Here is a 14724-nt window from a genome sequence, read left to right on the forward strand (position 1 = left end):
GCAACCCACCATGCACAACGTCCTGCTGGTCGACGACGAACCCGCGATCCTCAATGCACTGCAGCGCGCGCTGCGCCAGCAGTTCGGCAAGCAGCTGCGCCTGGACACCGGGCTGGGCGGCGCGCAGGCGCTGTCCATGGGCCTGGAGCGGCGCTACGACATCGTCATTTCCGACCTCCGCATGCCTGGCATGGACGGCCTGGACTTCCTGTGCCGCTTCGCCAAGCTGCAGCCGCACTCCACCCGCATGATGCTCACAGGCTCGGCGGACTTCGGCACCGCGCAGCGGGCGGTCAACGAGATCGGCGTGTTCCGCTACCTGACCAAGCCCTGGCAGGAAGACGACCTGGGACTGCACATGCGGGCTGCGCTGGCGCATGCGGACAGCCTGCGCACCCAGCGCGATGCGGCCGATGCCTGGGCTTCCAGCCAGGGCCAGCTCTCGCCGCAGGAGCTGGAGCGCCGCCGCCTGGAGGCACTGGAACCGGGCATCACGCTGGTGGAATGGGCAGCGGACGGCGCGGTCATCATGCCCTCGCTGGACTGATCAGGCCGGCTTGGCCTTCATGCGCTGCCGGCGCGCTTCGTACAGCAGCACCGCTGCCGCCACCGACACGTTCAGGCTCTCCACCGCACCGGCCATCGGAATGCTGACCAGCTCATCGCAGGTCTTGCGCGTGAGCTGGCGCATGCCCGGGCCTTCGGCGCCCAGCACGATGGCCACCGGGCCGGTCAGGTCCACGTCGTACAGCGTCTGCGTTGCGTCGTCGCTGGCGCCGATGATGCGCACGCCGCGCTCCTTCATCTCGTTGAGCGCACGCGCCAGGTTGGTCACCATCAGGTAGGGCACCGACTCGGCCGCGCCCGAGGCCACCTTGGCCACCGTGGCGTTCAGGCCCACGGCATGGTCGGTCGGTGCGATCACGGCCTGGGCGCCGGCTCCATCGGCCACGCGCAGGCAGGCGCCGAGGTTGTGGGGGTCGGTCACGCCGTCCAGCACCAGCACCAGCGCAGTGTCGAGCTTCGCGGCTTCCACCTCTTCCAGCACCTCGTCCAGCGAATGCCGCTGCTTGACCGGGTTGACCCGCGCGACCACGCCCTGGTGGCGCGGCCCGCCGGACATCTTGCTCAGCCGGTCATCGTCGCTGTCCACCAGCTTGATGCCCGCCTCGCGGGCGCGGTCTGCGAAGCCGCGCATGCGCGCGTCGCGCCGGCTGGCATCAAGGTGAATCTCGAGGATGGATTCCGGCGCCGTTTTCAGGCGCACGGTGACGGCATGGAAGCCGTAGAGAAAGCTGGTGGACATGGGGAAATGGGCTCGGAAGGCCCCGGTGGAGGCAGCAGGCTGGGACGGGCGCCAACGCGCCCGCCAACCTTCTAGCCTACCACTGGCTGAACGCCACCCAGGCCATGACGCCGCCGATCAACACCGGCTGGTGCACCATGTAGAAGCTGAGCGACCAGCGGCCCAGCACCGCCAGCGGCTGCAGCAGCGGCGGCACCGCGCCCGAGAGCCAGTGCCGCCGGTGCGCCAGCAGCCACAGGCCGGCGGCCACGCCGATCAGCATCACGCCCAGCCACGGCAGCACCGGCACATAGTCCTCGGTGAAGGGCAGCTCGCTGACCAGCCCGGTCCAGTTCAGCCAGCGGCCATTCAACAGCGGCGACTGCCACACCCGCGGCAAGGCCAGCGCCACCATGCCCAGGCCGGCCAAGGCCCACAGCCCGGCCGCACCGCGCTGCATCAGCGCGGGCACCAGCAAGCGCGTGAGCAGCAGCATCGCCGCAATGCCGTGCAGCACGCCAAAGCTGATCCAGCTGTGCGGGAACATCAGCGCCGAGCCGGCCGACACCAGCACCGCGCAGCCGGCCACCTGGGCCCAGCGCCGCCAGAAGCGCGGCCAGCCCTGCCCGGCCGCCAGCGCCACCGCCTGGCCCAGGCCCGCGCAGCTGAGGAACAGCGTGACGATCAGCGTGCGCTGGGTGGTCCAGAACGGGTCGGACAGGAAGCGCTGGTGCGGTGTCAGCAGGTTGTAGTGGTTCAGGTCGAAACAGAAGTGGAAGGAGGCCATCCACAGGATGGCGACGCCACGCAAGGCATCCAGGCGGTCAAAGCGCTCGCCGCGCGGGCGGGTGGCAACGGCAGGTTCCGGGGACGTTTCGGGAGGCATGAGGCTTGCATTCATCAGCCTGGGGACGATACCGCAGCCCCGCTGTTGCCCGGTTGCCGCCGCGCTGAGCAAGGCTGCCGGGATGTCAAGAATCGTTGCGCGATGCTTGCAGTCGCCCCGAACGCCCCCAGTTGACGCCAAATGAGCAGCGATTCGTCCTCTGTCGCCGTCCGGCTCGGTGAAGCCGTGCTGAACCTGGTCAGCAGCGTGCCGCCGGCCCGGGAGCTCGCCAGCTCGCAGCCGGCAGACGCCGCCTGGCAGCTGGCCCAGCGTGCCGCCCGCAAGGCCGGCGTGGCGGCCGGCACGCTGGCGCTGCCACCGGGTCCGCTGGGCTGGCTGACCATCCTGCCGGAGCTGGTGGCGGTCTGGCGCATCCAGGCGCAGATGGTGGCCGACATTGCCGCGATCTACGGCACCCAACATGCGCCGACACGCGAACAGATGCTGTACTGCCTGTTCCGCCACACGGCTGCGCAGGCGGTGCGTGACCTCGCCGTGCGCATGGGCCAGCGCGTGCTGGTCAAGGAAGCCGGCGCGCAGGTGCTGCAAAGCGTGGCCGGTGCCATCGGCCTGCACCTCAGCCAGCGTGCGCTGGGCCACGGCGTGAGCCGCTGGGTGCCGGTGGCCGGCGCAGTCGGCGTGGGCGCCTATGCCTGGCACGACACCCGGCAGGTCGCCAAGCAGGCCATGGCCTTGTTCGACCCACAAACCACCAGCACCGCTTCGCCCGCGGCCGACTGATCCCGCAGGTCAGCGAACAAGCCGCAGCGCCACGGCGTGCCATCGGCACCCGAGAAGGAGAGACAGAAATGACGGCGACAGAGAACATCACCCAGAAGATCCAGGCGCTCGGCGACTGGCGAGGCGAAACGCTGGCCTGGGTCCGCCAGCTCATCCACGAGGCCGATCCCGAAATCGAAGAAGAATGGAAATGGGCCAAGCCCACCTCGCCCGGCACGCCGGTCTTCTCGCATGACGGCATCGTCTGCACCGGCGAGACCTACAAGCAGGTCGTCAAGCTCACCTTCGCCAAAGGCGCTGCCCTGCCCGACCCGCACCGGCTCTTCAATGCCAGCCACGAAGGCAACGTGCGCCGCGCCATCGACATCCGCGAAGGCGAAAAGCCGGACGAGGCCGCGCTCAAGGCCTTGATCCGGGCCGGCGTGGCGGCCAACACTGCGGCCAGGGCCGCCAAGCGCAAGCCGGCGAAGAAGTAGCCGATCGTTTTCGCCGCTCGCTGCTCAGGCGCTCAGACCTGATGCGCCGCGACGATTCGCCGCCGTCCCACCAGGAAGGCATCGGCCACCAGCTGGAACGGCCGCCAGTCGACCTCCGACTCGCCAGCCATGCACAGCTCGGCAAAACGCGCGTACAGCCGGGGGTACTCGCCCGCCAGGGCTGCGTCGGCCGCCAGCGGCTGGCCGTCGATCTGCAACGCGCCGCCGCCGTGGGTCAGCTTCAGGCGGCCGGTCGTGGTCACGAGCTCGATGTCCCAGGTCTGCTCGCCCTTCTGGCGGAAGTCGAATTCCGCGTTCACCATGACACCGGCCTCCGTGCGCAGCGCCAGCTGGGCCGCAATGGGCGCCTGCTGGTTTTCCGGGAAATCGAGCGTGGCCTCGTGCACGACGGCTTCGCCCGGCAGCACCTCGGTCAGCACCGACAGCGCATTGATGCCCGGGTCGAACACCCCCAGCCCGCCCGGCTCGAAGATCCATTGCTGGCCGGGATGCCAGTGATGCACGTCTTCCTTCCAGGTGATGGTGCCGCCGGTCAGCGTGCGGCTGCTCAGCCATTCGCGCGCCGCGTCCACGCCCGCCGCAAAGCGCGAGTGCCAGGTCTGGAACAGGGTGCGGCCCTGCCGCTGCGCCTCGGCCTGCAGCAGCGCAATGTGCCGGGTCGTCGCCGCGGGTGGCTTCTCCAGCATCACGTGCTTGCCGGCCCGCAGCGCGGCGAGCGCGGCCTCGAAGTGAGCCTGGGGCGGCGTGCAGATCGAGATCGCATCGAGGTCCTTCACCTCCGCCAGCATGGTCTCGACGTCGGCGAAGTTCGCCACGCCGTCCACCCGCGCATTGCGGCTGGCACAAGCCACCAGTTCAAAGCGCGGGTCGGCGGCCAGCGCCGGAATGTGTTGATCGCGGGCGATCTTGCCAATGCCCACCAGGCCCAACTTCAGTGCCATGCCATTTCCCCTGGAAGTGGTGTCGCGTCGCTCGATGAGCGACGCACGGATTCAAATCCCGCCGGACCGCTTGCCCGGCGAGCCGGCATGTTACGTCGAGCATCCGCCCCGCTCTGCTCACGCTTCAATCCATCCACTGCGTCGGCGCCCGGCGGCATGACAGAACGACCGCTGGCACAGCGTGATCGTCGCCAAACCCCTTCAACCCGAGAGGAGGACACCGTCATTCGACAGCCGCAGACTCGTTCTCCGTGTGCCGCTCAGGCTCCGTGGTGCGAAGGATTTCGTCCAGAACGGACGTGGCGTAGTTGCCGGCGGGCAAGGAGAACGTGAGCACCAGTTGACCGGCTTGCGGCCATTCCCATGACATGTCCACCGGCCTGGCCACCAGCGCGCGGCGCGCCTGATCCAGGCCGGCGTGTTCCATGCCGTCGCACAAAGTGGCGTGACGTTCGGCCACGCCCATTTCCAGGGCCTGCGCCTGATCGGCGGTGCTCACGCGGCCCCGTCCCCAGAGCGGTCCGGTGGGCCCGCCCGCCTCGTCCATCACGTCACCGGGCAGGGTCTTGCCCCAGAGTCCCTGCCGAATGCGCAGCGCCAGCACTTCATTGAAGACAAAGGAGCGCACCGCCGACAGGTAGATGCCCTTCTTCTTCGGATTGCGCACGCGGATCTCGCGCGCCAGCATGGCCCGTCCCTGCTCGACATTGCCGCCCTCGAAGCCGAAACGCTGAGCGCCGAAGTAATTGGGCACGCCATGCGACGCAACGGCCTTGAGACTGGTCTCCAAGGCGTCGCGGTCACCGGTCAGGTCACGCAGCACGATGCGGAACCGGTTGCCCTGCAGATCACCGGGGCGCAGCTTTTTCACGTGGCGGCTCTGGCCCAGTACCTTGAATTCCGGGTGCTGAAGCTGGGTTAGGTCGGGCGTCTCGCCTTTCCCTTTCCCAATCGGCAGGTAGATGCTGAACCACTGGCGGGTGATGGCGTAGCGGTCCTTGAGCCCGGCATAACCCACGTCCCTTTCCTGCACGCCGGCGGCCTCGGCCAGCTGCTGGGCGACGAAGGCGGTGTTGGCACCGTTCTTTTCGATGTCCAGCCAGATGTGTTCGCCCTCACCGGAGGGCAGCTGCAGCGGCAACTCGGTCACGATGAAATCCTCGTTGAGGCGTTTCAGGGTGGCGCTGGCGCCGCTGGCCGGATAAGCGTTGGGCCACTGAGGCAATGTCGTGTATTGAGCGTCGGTCATGAGGGGTTTGACGGCACCAGCCGTAGAGAAGGGACTGGCTGCCCAGCCGACCAGGGGCAGTCCAGACCGTGATTCTCTCCCTGCCAGCATGCCTTGCCGAGCGCCAACAGGCTTCGGCAGCGAGCTCGCTTTCGACGGCCCAGCGCGGGCACGACGGCGGCCACCAGTGGTTCATGGGGCAGGCAAGGCAAGGTGGAAAGCGGGCGGCAGCAGGTTCACCCCCGGCAGGTTCAGCAGCGATGTCTCCCGCATGATGCTCACGAAGTCGGCGATGAAGGGCTTTTCGGCCATGGCTGTGGTGCTGGTGGCGTAGAGGCGGCCGGTGAGGCCGGGCTCGCCGATGCGCTGGCGGGCGACGTAGCCGCGGGCGAGGTAGCTTTCGACGGCCCAGAGGGGGAGCGCGGCCAGGCCGCGGCCGCTGGCGACGAGTTGCAGCATCGCGATGGTCAGTTCGCTGGTGCGGCGTGGCGGGGTGATGCCGGCGGGCTGCAGCACGCGGCGCACGAGGTCCAGCATTTCGTCTGGCACCGGATAGGTGATCAGCGTGTGGTCGGCAAAGTCTGCCGCTTCCAGCCAGGGCTTGGCGAGCAGCGGGTGGCCCTTGGGCAGCAGCGCCACGATCTCGAAGCTGAACAGCGGGTGCACGGCCACGCCGGCTTCGTCTTCGTCCACCTCGGAGACGATGGCCAACTCGGCGCGGTCCTGGTGCAGCAGGCCGATCGGGTCTGCATGGAAGCCGGAGACGATGTCCAGCTCCACCTCGGGCCAGCGGCTGCGGAAGGCGTCCATCGCCGGCATCAGCCAGTCGAAGCAGGTATGGCACTCGACGGCGATGCGCAGCTGGCCGGCCGAGCCCTGGACCAGCCGGCGCACGTCGCGCTCGGCTTCGTCGAACAGCGGCAGCACGGCGTCTGCCAGGCGCAGCAGGCGCTGGCCGGCGGCGCCGAAGCTGGCCGGGTTGGCCTTGCGCTCGAACAGCGTCACGCCGTAGTGCGCCTCCAGCCCCTTGAGCTGGTGCGACAGCGCGGACTGCGTGAGGTTGAGCAGTTGCGCCGCACGTGAGAGGTTGCCCGCTTCGCGCAAGGCCAGCAGGGTCTTCAGGTGCCGAAGCTCCAGCGGGGATTGGGCGGAGACGTGCGAAACGGTCATGAGCCAGACTCAGGATGATCAGAAGAAAGTTTCGGTTGAATCATAGTGAGCGGCCGCCGATCATTCAAGCTGAATTCATACACATCTGGCTTGAACATGATCCGTACTCATACATTGGGCTTTCCGCGCATGGGCGCGCAGCGCGAACTCAAGCAAGCGCTGGAGCGCCACTGGCGCGGCGAGCTGAGCCCGGCAGAGCTGGAAACGCAGGGCCAGCGCCTGCGCGTGCGCCATTGGGAGCTGCAGCGCGACCATGGGCTGGCCAGCGTGGCGGTGGGCGACTTCGCCTTCTACGACCAGGTGGCCAACCACATCCAGCTGCTGGGCTGCGAGCCGGCGCGCTTTGGCTTCAGCGGCGACGAGCCCGAGCTCGCGCGCTACTTCGCGATGGCGCGCGGCGTGGCCGCGGCGCATGCCCACGACGAAGCCTGCAACTGCGGCGCCGCTTCGCCAGCGGCGGGCCAGCCGGCGCTGGAAATGACCAAATGGTTCGACACCAACTACCACTACCTGGTGCCCGAGTTCGACGCGCGGACCCGTTTCCGCCTGAACGCCGGTCGCCTGCTGGCCGAGGTGGCCGAAGCGCAGGCGCTGGGCCACGAGGCCAGGCCGGTACTGATCGGCCCGCTGAGCTTCCTGTGGCTGGGCAAGGCCAAGGCCGAGGGCCTGGACAAGCTGGATCTGCTGGACGACCTGCTGCCGGTCTACCGCGAGCTGCTGGTCCAGCTGGCGGCTGCGGGCGTGCAATGGGTGCAGGTCGACGAGCCCATCCTCGGGCTGGACCTGCCCGGCGCGTGGGCGCTGGCCTTCGAGCGCAGCTACAACGCGCTGCACAACTGTGGCGTCTCGCTGCTGCTGGCCACCTACTTCTCGCCACTGGAGGACCACCTCAGCCTGGCCTGCAAGCTGCCGGTCGCCGGCCTGCATGTGGACGCCGTGCGCGCCGGCCACGAGCTGCAGGCGGTGCTGGACTGGCTGCCGCCGCAGCGCGTGCTGTCCATCGGCATCGTGGACGGCCGCAACATCTGGCGCACCGACCTGGATCGGGCCTTTGCCCTGCTGCGCCCGGCGCTGGCCCGGCGCGGCGGCGAGCTGTGGATCGCGCCTTCATGCTCGCTGCTGCACGTGCCCGTCAGCCTGGCCCATGACGCCGCGCTGGACGCCGAGCTGCGCAGCTGGCTGGCCGGCGCGACCGAGAAGCTGGCCGAGCTGCGCGTGATCCAGCGTGCGCTGAACGAAGGCGAAACCGCCGTGCGCGCCGAGCTGTTTGCCGCCCGCGCCGCGGTGGCTTCGCGCGCGGCCAGCCCGCGTGTGCGCCGCCCGGCCGTGGCCGAGCGCCTGGCGCAACTGCCGGCCCATGCCGACCGCCGCGCCAGCGCCTTCGCGCAGCGCCAGCCCTTGCAACGCGAGCGCCTGCGCCTGCCGCCCTTCCCCACAACCACCATCGGCTCCTTCCCGCAGACGGCCGAGATCCGCGCGGCGCGCGCGGCCTTCAAGCGCGGCCAGCTCGACCAGCCGGCCTACGAGGCGGCAATGCAGCAGGAGATTGCGCTGGCCGTGGCGCGCCAGGAGGCGCTGGGGCTGGACGTGTTGGTGCACGGCGAGGCCGAGCGCAACGACATGGTCGAGTACTTCGGCGAGCAGTTGCACGGCTTTGCCTTCACCGCCAACGGCTGGGTGCAGAGCTACGGCTCACGCTGCGTGAAGCCGCCGGTGCTGTTCGGCGACGTGGCCCGCCCGCAGGCGATGACGGTCGGCTGGACGACCTATGCGCAAAGCCTGACGAAAAAGCCGATGAAAGGCATGCTGACCGGCCCGGTCACGATCCTGCAATGGTCCTTCGTGCGCGACGACCAGCCACGCGCCGACACCGCGCTGCAGATCGCGCTGGCCATGCGCGACGAGGCGGCCGACCTCGAAGCCGCCGGCATCGCGGTGATCCAGATCGACGAGCCGGCCATCCGCGAAGGCCTGCCGCTGCGTCGCGCACAGCAGCCGGCCTACCTGAAGTGGGCCGCGCGTGCCTTCCGTGTTTCGGCCAGCGGCGTGGCGGACGCCACGCAGATCCACACCCACATGTGCTACTCCGAATTCAACGACATCCTGCCGGACATCGCCGCGATGGATGCCGACGTGATCACCATCGAAACCAGCCGCTCCGACATGGCACTGCTGCGCGGCTTCGGCGATTTCCGCTACCCCAATGAGATCGGCCCCGGCGTCTACGACATCCACTCACCGCGCGTGCCGACCACAGCCGAAATGCTGCGCCTGCTGCACAAGGCCGCCGAAGTCATCCCGCCCGAGCAGCTCTGGGTCAACCCCGACTGCGGCCTGAAGACCCGCGGCTGGCCCGAAACCGAGGCCGCGCTGCGCCACATGGTGGCCGCAGCGCGGGAGCTGCGCGTGAGGTGATTCCGCGCCTGGCAGGGTCGCGGCCAGGCTTCGAGATGGTGGGGGCGCTCCCCGCGGCACGGATTCCTGTTCCAGCCGGACCGGCCAGCCCCGGGGCATGCACGCCAACGGGCGTGCATGCCATCAGGGCACGATGTTGACGTAGAAGCCGGATGCGTTGCCCAGGGTCATCGCCTGCTTGCCCGGCACGCTGGCAAAGAACTCCGTGCTGGCATAGGTGCCCGAAGGCAGCTGCTTGGCCAGTGGAAGGCTGTGCGAGACGGTCAGCGTGGCGCCGGGGGCGATCGTGACGCTGCTCAAGGTGCTGCTGCCATCCACCCCCACGCTGTACTGGCTGTAGCCCTGGACCGAGCCGGTCTCGTAGGTCGAGACCACGGCCCACAGGTCCACCGTCAGCGGCGCCGAGGTGACATTGGTCAGGTCATAGGTGGCCTTGCAAGGCGTGCCGACAGGCAGCGCGTCGGCACCTGCACACGCCGTGACCGGGCCGTACTTGACCGGCGCCTTCGCGGCCGTGATGTCGACGGTGGCGGCGCCGCCTGCGTAGTCGAAGGCCTGCGAGTAGTTCAGGCCGTAGGTCGTGCCGTCCTGGCGGAATGCCCAGAGCTGGTAGTGCCCCGGCGCCAGGCGGCGCGCGTTGTACGAATACTTGCCGTTGGCGTCCACGGTGAACAGCGCTTTGGTGCCCATGCAGAGGTCGAGGCTCGGGTCCTGGCAGCCCTGAAGCTGCACCGCCACGCTGCCGTCCGTGATCGGTTGATTCGTCACCGGATCCAGCGCCACGCCGCTGATGACGTCGCTCGCTGCCGACGCAGCGGGCCCGCTGCGCGCCGTGGCTTGCAGCTGCCGGGCCATCAGGGGCTTCATGGCCTGGGCCGAGCGCACGGTCGAAACAGCCTTGTCGGGTGCCGTCACGGTGTAGTTGAAGCCGTAGCCGTAGCCGATGGTGTTGGTCTGGTCGTCGGCGGTGGAGGCGTAGACGTACAAGGCGCCCGTGCTGCCCGACAGCATGTCGCTCAAGGACATCGACTGCGTGACCTTCTTGGATTCACCCGGCGCGAGCTTGATCGCCATCGGGGCGCTGGTCGACTTGCCCATCGTGTAGTTGGTGCGGAACATCGGCGAGCCGTTGGGACCTTGTTCGGTCTGCGACCAGACGCTGGTCTTCAGGGTCTTGCTCGTCGTGTTCGTCAACACATAGGAGTACTTGCAGCTCCCGCCGGCCGCGATGGTCTGGCACGGGGTCATGTCCGACACCACCATGGGCAGCGGCGCCAGCGCGTAGTTCTTGGTCGACTTGCCCTCGAAGCCGGTGACGGTGACCGGCGCCAGGTTCTTGCTGGCGTGGTTGTCGGCAAGCACGCGGATCTGGTACACGCCGGGCGGCAAGGCCTGGGCGATCGCGTAGTGGCCATTCGCGTCGGGGATGCCCTGTGCGCTGTAGGTCGTGCAGATCTGGTAATCCGCCGAAGGGCAGGACATCAGGTTCACGACGGCAAAGTCGGCCTTGGTCAACGGCAGGCCCGTGACCGCATCCGTAAGGTTGCCGCTGAAGGCGATCACCGGCACCGTGGGCGGGCCGATGGTCAGCTTGTAGGTCCCGGTCGAGGTATTGGCGCCGGTGAAGCCGAAATCCGGATCGCCCGCGGCGGCGATGCGGACCACGCCGTCAGCGGGCGCCATGAAGACCAGTCGTGCCTCCAGGCCGTTCTCGGAGTTGTCGCTGTACTGCACGACGCTGCAGTCGGCATCCAGCAGGCCCATCAGCATGTTGCCCAGCGTGCCGGCGCCCGATGGCGCGCCGCGCATGTCGATCTGGAGCAATTGGCCGGGCTTGGCGGTCAGCGTGTAGAAGTCGACGTCCGACGCGTCGATGGTGCCGGACAGCTTGACCTTGCTGGTCTGGCCCAGGTTCTGCGGCGCAGCGCAGCTGTTGTTGGGCTCCACGTCCTTGATGCCAGCCCAGGCGAGCGGGCTCACCAGCGCAGAAAGGACGATCAGGCGTCTGGCAAGGACGTGCAGAGAAAAACGTGACATCGGACTCTCTCCTCGGAAACAACGGCGGGCGCGATGGGCATCGGCGCCGCCCTGAGGGTCGTCGGCCGTGTCTCAAATCGCGTGTCAGGTCAGGATAGGACCAGCCTCGATTCTTTGCAAGGATTTTCCTGGAACATTCTCAGAATATCCCTAACGCGTAGCTGCTATGCTTTCGCCATGGCCGACATGCTCATGATTTCCGAAAGCCGCGACACCGCGCTGCGTCAGCGCGCCGAACTGCTGGGCCGCAAGTTGCAGGATGTCCTCTCGACCCTCGTCTCCGAGCTGGGGCGGCGCGGGATGCGCGACCAGCGCTCGATTCGCGAGGTGCTGCAGCTCAGCCAGCCGGTGGTCAGCCGGCTGCTGACCTCGGTGCGTGGCGGCGACCCGCTCACGACGCTGAACTCGATCCCCGGCCAGGAGGCGCTGCGCCAGATGCTCCGGGGCGCGTCCGCTGCCGATGTCGACCGCGACTGCATCACCAAGGTGGCGGCCGCGGTGGACGAATTGGGGCACTTCATCGATACCGATTTCGGCGACCGTGCCGCCTTCGACGCCGTGTTGAGCGACTGGGTCGTGGAGTCGCGCGCGGCATTCGAGGCACGCCACAAGGCCGCCGCCTTCAAGGCCATGAGCGCGTTGCGCGGCGTGCAGGCGGACGTGGTGCTGAGCGCGGGCATCATCTTCCCGACCCCCGGCGCCGAAAACTTCAGCTCCGTGGGCATCGATGCGCTGCTGGGCTGCCGCCGCACGCGCCCTTCGGGGCTGCTGCGCAACGTCGGATCGTGGTTCGTGCCCCCCGGCGCGCATCACACCGTGACTTCGCTCGAAGGTCGGCCCATTGCCAAGGCCAGCGACATGTTGCTGGCCGGCTTCTCGACCGTCACGCCAGATCTTGTCGAAACCGTCCAGCACAGCAGCGTGTTCGTCGAAACGACGATTTCCGGTCTGCCGCTGGGCCGAAGCGACGACGCACCCGGCGTCGACTACGTCTGCGGCCAATTGCTGTCCAACTTCAATCGCAGGCGCAGAACCAGCGATTCGTCCACCGCTGGCATCGGCGGGCACGCGGAGCCGCCGTGCGAGTACTTCATCGTGGACGTCTGGCTGCACGATGAGGTCTGGCCTGACTCGCGGGCCGAGGTTCACATCTTCGACACCGTCGTGCGGGGGGCCGCCCATCCCAACGACGCTGCACGGCGCAACGACCGGCTGGACATGGTCGAGACCGTGCAGTCCCTGGGCACGGGCCCGGACGCCTTCCGCCTGCCGGAATACCCGCGCTATGGCGAGCTGCTTCGCCACGTGTGCACGGTGGCCGGCATCGACGCGGCGCGGCTGCGCGGCTACCGCTGCAAGATCCGCTACCCCATCTACGGCTCCCAGATCGGCATCGAGTTCGAGCTGCCCGCCTGAGTCCGGCTTGGGGGGCAGTCCAGGCGACCGTCGAACGGGTCACCGCGCAACGGCGAGCGTGTTCAGCTGTTCGTCGAGCATCTGCAACAGCGCTGCAGATTCGGGCGAGGCGCGCAGCGCCAGCGGCATGTCTTGCGACGGGCGAAGCCGCCGTCGCCGCTGGCCATCTGGAAGAAAGCTCAGCCGTGCGTTCAGGCAGGCACCCGGCCGATGACCTTGGTCACGCGGCGCGGCCTGCCCGGCTGGCTATTCTGGCCACCGGTCTCCAAAGGCATTCCAGATGGTCAACATGCGTCACGGCTTCGCGGGTTCGGCAAGCAGCGCCTGCGCCGCGGCGCTGCTGATGGCGGCCTGCGCGTCGGCCCCGCCGCCGCCCAAGCCGACCGTCGTGTCCGGCAGCATCGCGGCCTCGGCGCGGGTCAACCCCAGTGTCAGCCAGCGACCCTCGCCGCTGCTGCTGCGGGTCTATGAGCTGAAGACCGCCAACGCCTTCAATGCCGCCGACTTCGTCTCGCTCTACCAGCGCGACCAGGCCGAGCTGGGCACGGAAGTGGTGGCACGCGAGGAGTTCACGCTGGCGCCAGGCGAGCGCCGCGCGCTGAACAAGACGCTGGCCCCCGAGACGCGCTTCATCGCCGTCTTCGCGGCCTACCGCGACATCGAACACGCGAAGTGGCGCAGCGTCGTTGCCGTCACCCCCGGCAAGCAGCAGCAGTTGCTGATCCAGGCAGACGAGCTGGCGGTCAGCGCGGTCGTGCAACCGTGAGTTCACACCGCAACAAGGTCGTCTGGACGCAGGGCATGTTCCTGCTGCCGCACCACTTCCAGCAGGAAACCCGCTACCTCGAACACCTGGTGGACCTGCGCGTGCGCGCGCTGGCGCCGCACGGCTGGGGCTTCACCGAGCTGGTACTGGACGAGGCGCTGCTGTCCACCGGCCGGCTGGGCGTGCTGCGCGCCAGCGGCGTACTGCCGGACGGCACGCCCTTCCTGATCCCGCAGGCCGACGCCGCCCCCGCCCCGCTGGACGTGCCGGCCGACCTGAAGGGCGACACCATCTGCCTGGCCGCGCCAATGGCCCGCGAAGGCGTGAACCAGGTCGCGTTCGACGGCGAGCCCACCGGCGAACTGCTGCGCTACCGCGTGGCCGACCACACGCTGCGCGACCTCACCAACGCCAGCGACGAACCCGAGCCGGTGCAGACCGGCGCGCTGTGCCTGCGGCTGATGCCCTCGCGCGAGCTGGGCGACGGCCATGCCGCGCTCGGCGTGGCCCGCGTGCTGGAGCGCCGCAGCGACCAGCAGCTGGTGCTGGACCGCGCCTACATCGCGCCGCAGACCCGCATCGACGCCAGCGGCCACCTCTCGGCCATGGCCTCGCTGCTGCACGGGCTGGTGCAGCAGCGCGCGCAGCTGCTGGCTTCGCGCATGGGCCAGCTCGGCAACGGCGTCTCCGAGCTGGCGGACTTCCTGATGCTGCAGGCGCTGAACCGCGCCGCGCCGCTGTTCCGCCAGCATGCGCAGGCGCCCAGCGCGCACCCCGAAACCCTGCACCGCGACTGCCTGCAACTCGCCGGCGACCTGGCCACGCTGGTCAGCGAATCGCGCCTGGCCACCGAGTACCCGCTCTACCGGCACGACGACCTGCGCGCCAGCTTCGCGCCGCTGCTGGACGAGCTGCGCCGCATGCTCTCGGTGGTGCTGGAGCGCAATGCGCAGCAGATCGAGCTGGTGGACCGCTCGCACGGCGTGCGCACGGCCGTGGTGCCGGACGCCAGCCTGCTGCGCAGCGCCAACTTCGTGCTCGCGGTGAACGCGCAGCTGCAGGCCGAGCAGCTGCGCCAACGCTTTCCGGCGCAGTCCAAGCTCGGGCCGGTGGACCGCATCCGCGACCTGGTCAACCTGCAGCTGCCGGGCGTGGCCCTGCGCTCGCTGCCGGTGGCGCCACGCCAGCTGCCCTTCCATGCCGGGTTCCACTACTTCGAGCTGGACCGCGGCGGCGAGCTGTGGAAGCAGCTGGAGCGCGCCGGCAGCCTGGCGCTGCACGTGGCCGGTGACTTCCCCGGCCTGGAACTCGAGCTGTGGGCCATTCGGCAGTAGGCCACGGG

13 protein-coding genes are annotated in these 14724 nt (G+C 68.8%); 7 read left to right on the forward strand and 6 right to left on the reverse strand.

The window, feature by feature from the left end; translation table 11 throughout:
* The first annotated feature begins 10 nt into the window (after nt 1-10).
* Nucleotides 11-547: a response regulator gene (locus AC3WR5_RS29820; RefSeq protein WP_141290296.1), complete on the forward strand. Its 537-nt coding sequence runs from the start codon at nt 11-13 to the stop codon at nt 545-547.
* Here AC3WR5_RS29820 and rlmB read toward each other — a convergent pair whose 3' ends face one another.
* Together rlmB and AC3WR5_RS29830 are read right to left on the reverse strand one after the other, a co-directional pair.
* A complete protein-coding gene (gene rlmB, locus AC3WR5_RS29825; RefSeq protein ID WP_492489199.1) occupies nt 548-1306 on the reverse strand; it encodes a 23S rRNA (guanosine(2251)-2'-O)-methyltransferase RlmB in 759 nt (252 codons plus the stop codon).
* A 76-nt stretch (nt 1307-1382) separates the two neighbouring features.
* On the reverse strand, nt 1383-2171 hold the full coding sequence (locus AC3WR5_RS29830) for a heparan-alpha-glucosaminide N-acetyltransferase (RefSeq protein ID WP_492489201.1): 789 nt from the start codon (nt 2169-2171) through the stop codon (nt 1383-1385).
* Nucleotides 2172-2312: 141 nt separating this feature from the next.
* Here AC3WR5_RS29830 and AC3WR5_RS29835 point away from each other — a divergent pair, with 141 nt between their 5' ends.
* Together AC3WR5_RS29835 and AC3WR5_RS29840 are read left to right on the forward strand one after the other, a co-directional pair.
* A complete protein-coding gene (locus AC3WR5_RS29835) occupies nt 2313-2912 on the forward strand; it encodes an EcsC family protein (protein ID WP_231012996.1) in 600 nt (199 codons plus the stop codon).
* 68 nt (nt 2913-2980) lie between these two features.
* Nucleotides 2981-3388, forward strand: coding sequence for a DUF1801 domain-containing protein (locus AC3WR5_RS29840; RefSeq protein WP_492489203.1), 408 nt, complete (start codon nt 2981-2983; stop codon nt 3386-3388).
* A 32-nt stretch (nt 3389-3420) separates the two neighbouring features.
* Here the strand turns inward: AC3WR5_RS29840 and AC3WR5_RS29845 are convergent, their stop codons facing one another.
* The 3 genes from AC3WR5_RS29845 to AC3WR5_RS29855 all read right to left on the reverse strand — a co-directional run bounded on the left by AC3WR5_RS29845 (nt 3421) and on the right by AC3WR5_RS29855 (nt 6748).
* Complete coding sequence (locus tag AC3WR5_RS29845) at nt 3421-4350, reverse strand: Gfo/Idh/MocA family protein (RefSeq protein ID WP_492489205.1); 930 nt, start codon at nt 4348-4350, stop codon at nt 3421-3423.
* Nucleotides 4351-4573: 223 nt separating this feature from the next.
* On the reverse strand, nt 4574-5689 hold the full coding sequence (truD, locus tag AC3WR5_RS29850) for a tRNA pseudouridine(13) synthase TruD (RefSeq protein WP_492489206.1): 1116 nt from the start codon (nt 5687-5689) through the stop codon (nt 4574-4576).
* 81 nt (nt 5690-5770) lie between these two features.
* Nucleotides 5771-6748 carry a LysR family transcriptional regulator gene (locus AC3WR5_RS29855; RefSeq protein ID WP_141289811.1) on the reverse strand — a complete coding sequence of 326 codons (978 nt, stop codon included), beginning with the start codon at nt 6746-6748 and terminating at the stop codon, nt 5771-5773.
* A gap of 96 nt (nt 6749-6844) precedes the next feature.
* Here AC3WR5_RS29855 and metE point away from each other — a divergent pair, with 96 nt between their 5' ends.
* A complete protein-coding gene (gene metE, locus AC3WR5_RS29860) occupies nt 6845-9163 on the forward strand; it encodes a 5-methyltetrahydropteroyltriglutamate--homocysteine S-methyltransferase (RefSeq protein WP_492489257.1) in 2319 nt (772 codons plus the stop codon).
* 123 nt (nt 9164-9286) lie between these two features.
* Here metE and AC3WR5_RS29865 read toward each other — a convergent pair whose 3' ends face one another.
* Nucleotides 9287-11200: a hypothetical protein gene (locus AC3WR5_RS29865; protein WP_492489208.1), complete on the reverse strand. Its 1914-nt coding sequence runs from the start codon at nt 11198-11200 to the stop codon at nt 9287-9289.
* Between the two features lie 33 nt (nt 11201-11233).
* Here AC3WR5_RS29865 and AC3WR5_RS29870 point away from each other — a divergent pair, with 33 nt between their 5' ends.
* The 3 genes from AC3WR5_RS29870 to tssK all read left to right on the forward strand — a co-directional run bounded on the left by AC3WR5_RS29870 (nt 11234) and on the right by tssK (nt 14716).
* Nucleotides 11234-12616 (forward strand): hypothetical protein, encoded by a 1383-nt coding sequence (locus AC3WR5_RS29870; protein ID WP_492489210.1) that lies wholly within the window; start codon nt 11234-11236, stop codon nt 12614-12616.
* A gap of 280 nt (nt 12617-12896) precedes the next feature.
* The gene (gene tssJ, locus AC3WR5_RS29875) at nt 12897-13382 is read left to right on the forward strand and encodes a type VI secretion system lipoprotein TssJ (protein WP_231012998.1); all 486 of its coding nucleotides are present in this window, start codon (nt 12897-12899) and stop codon (nt 13380-13382) included.
* Nucleotides 13379-14716, forward strand: coding sequence for a type VI secretion system baseplate subunit TssK (gene tssK / locus AC3WR5_RS29880; protein WP_310742449.1), 1338 nt, complete (start codon nt 13379-13381; stop codon nt 14714-14716). Before tssJ ends, tssK begins: the two co-directional genes overlap by 4 nt.
* Nucleotides 14717-14724 lie beyond the last annotated feature (8 nt).

It is taken from the genome of Ideonella sp. FW305-24 (assembly GCF_058788035.1).

Excerpts from the sequence above, each read along its gene's own strand:
- AC3WR5_RS29840 (WP_492489203.1), top strand. The coding sequence starts at position 2,981 with ATGACGGCGACAGAGAACATCACCCAGAAGATCCAGGCGCTCGGCGAC.
- AC3WR5_RS29835 (WP_231012996.1), top strand. The coding sequence starts at position 2,313 with ATGAGCAGCGATTCGTCCTCTGTCGCCGTCCGGCTCGGTGAAGCCGTG.
- tssJ (WP_231012998.1), top strand. The coding sequence starts at position 12,897 with ATGGTCAACATGCGTCACGGCTTCGCGGGTTCGGCAAGCAGCGCCTGC.
- AC3WR5_RS29820 (WP_141290296.1), top strand. The coding sequence starts at position 11 with ATGCACAACGTCCTGCTGGTCGACGACGAACCCGCGATCCTCAATGCA.
- rlmB (WP_492489199.1), bottom strand. The coding sequence starts at position 1,306 with ATGTCCACCAGCTTTCTCTACGGCTTCCATGCCGTCACCGTGCGCCTG.
- AC3WR5_RS29865 (WP_492489208.1), bottom strand. The coding sequence starts at position 11,200 with ATGTCACGTTTTTCTCTGCACGTCCTTGCCAGACGCCTGATCGTCCTT.
- AC3WR5_RS29830 (WP_492489201.1), bottom strand. The coding sequence starts at position 2,171 with ATGCCTCCCGAAACGTCCCCGGAACCTGCCGTTGCCACCCGCCCGCGC.
- AC3WR5_RS29845 (WP_492489205.1), bottom strand. The coding sequence starts at position 4,350 with ATGGCACTGAAGTTGGGCCTGGTGGGCATTGGCAAGATCGCCCGCGAT.
- AC3WR5_RS29870 (WP_492489210.1), top strand. The coding sequence starts at position 11,234 with ATGGGCATCGGCGCCGCCCTGAGGGTCGTCGGCCGTGTCTCAAATCGC.
- metE (WP_492489257.1), top strand. The coding sequence starts at position 6,845 with ATGATCCGTACTCATACATTGGGCTTTCCGCGCATGGGCGCGCAGCGC.
- AC3WR5_RS29855 (WP_141289811.1), bottom strand. The coding sequence starts at position 6,748 with ATGACCGTTTCGCACGTCTCCGCCCAATCCCCGCTGGAGCTTCGGCAC.
- truD (WP_492489206.1), bottom strand. The coding sequence starts at position 5,689 with ATGCTGGCAGGGAGAGAATCACGGTCTGGACTGCCCCTGGTCGGCTGG.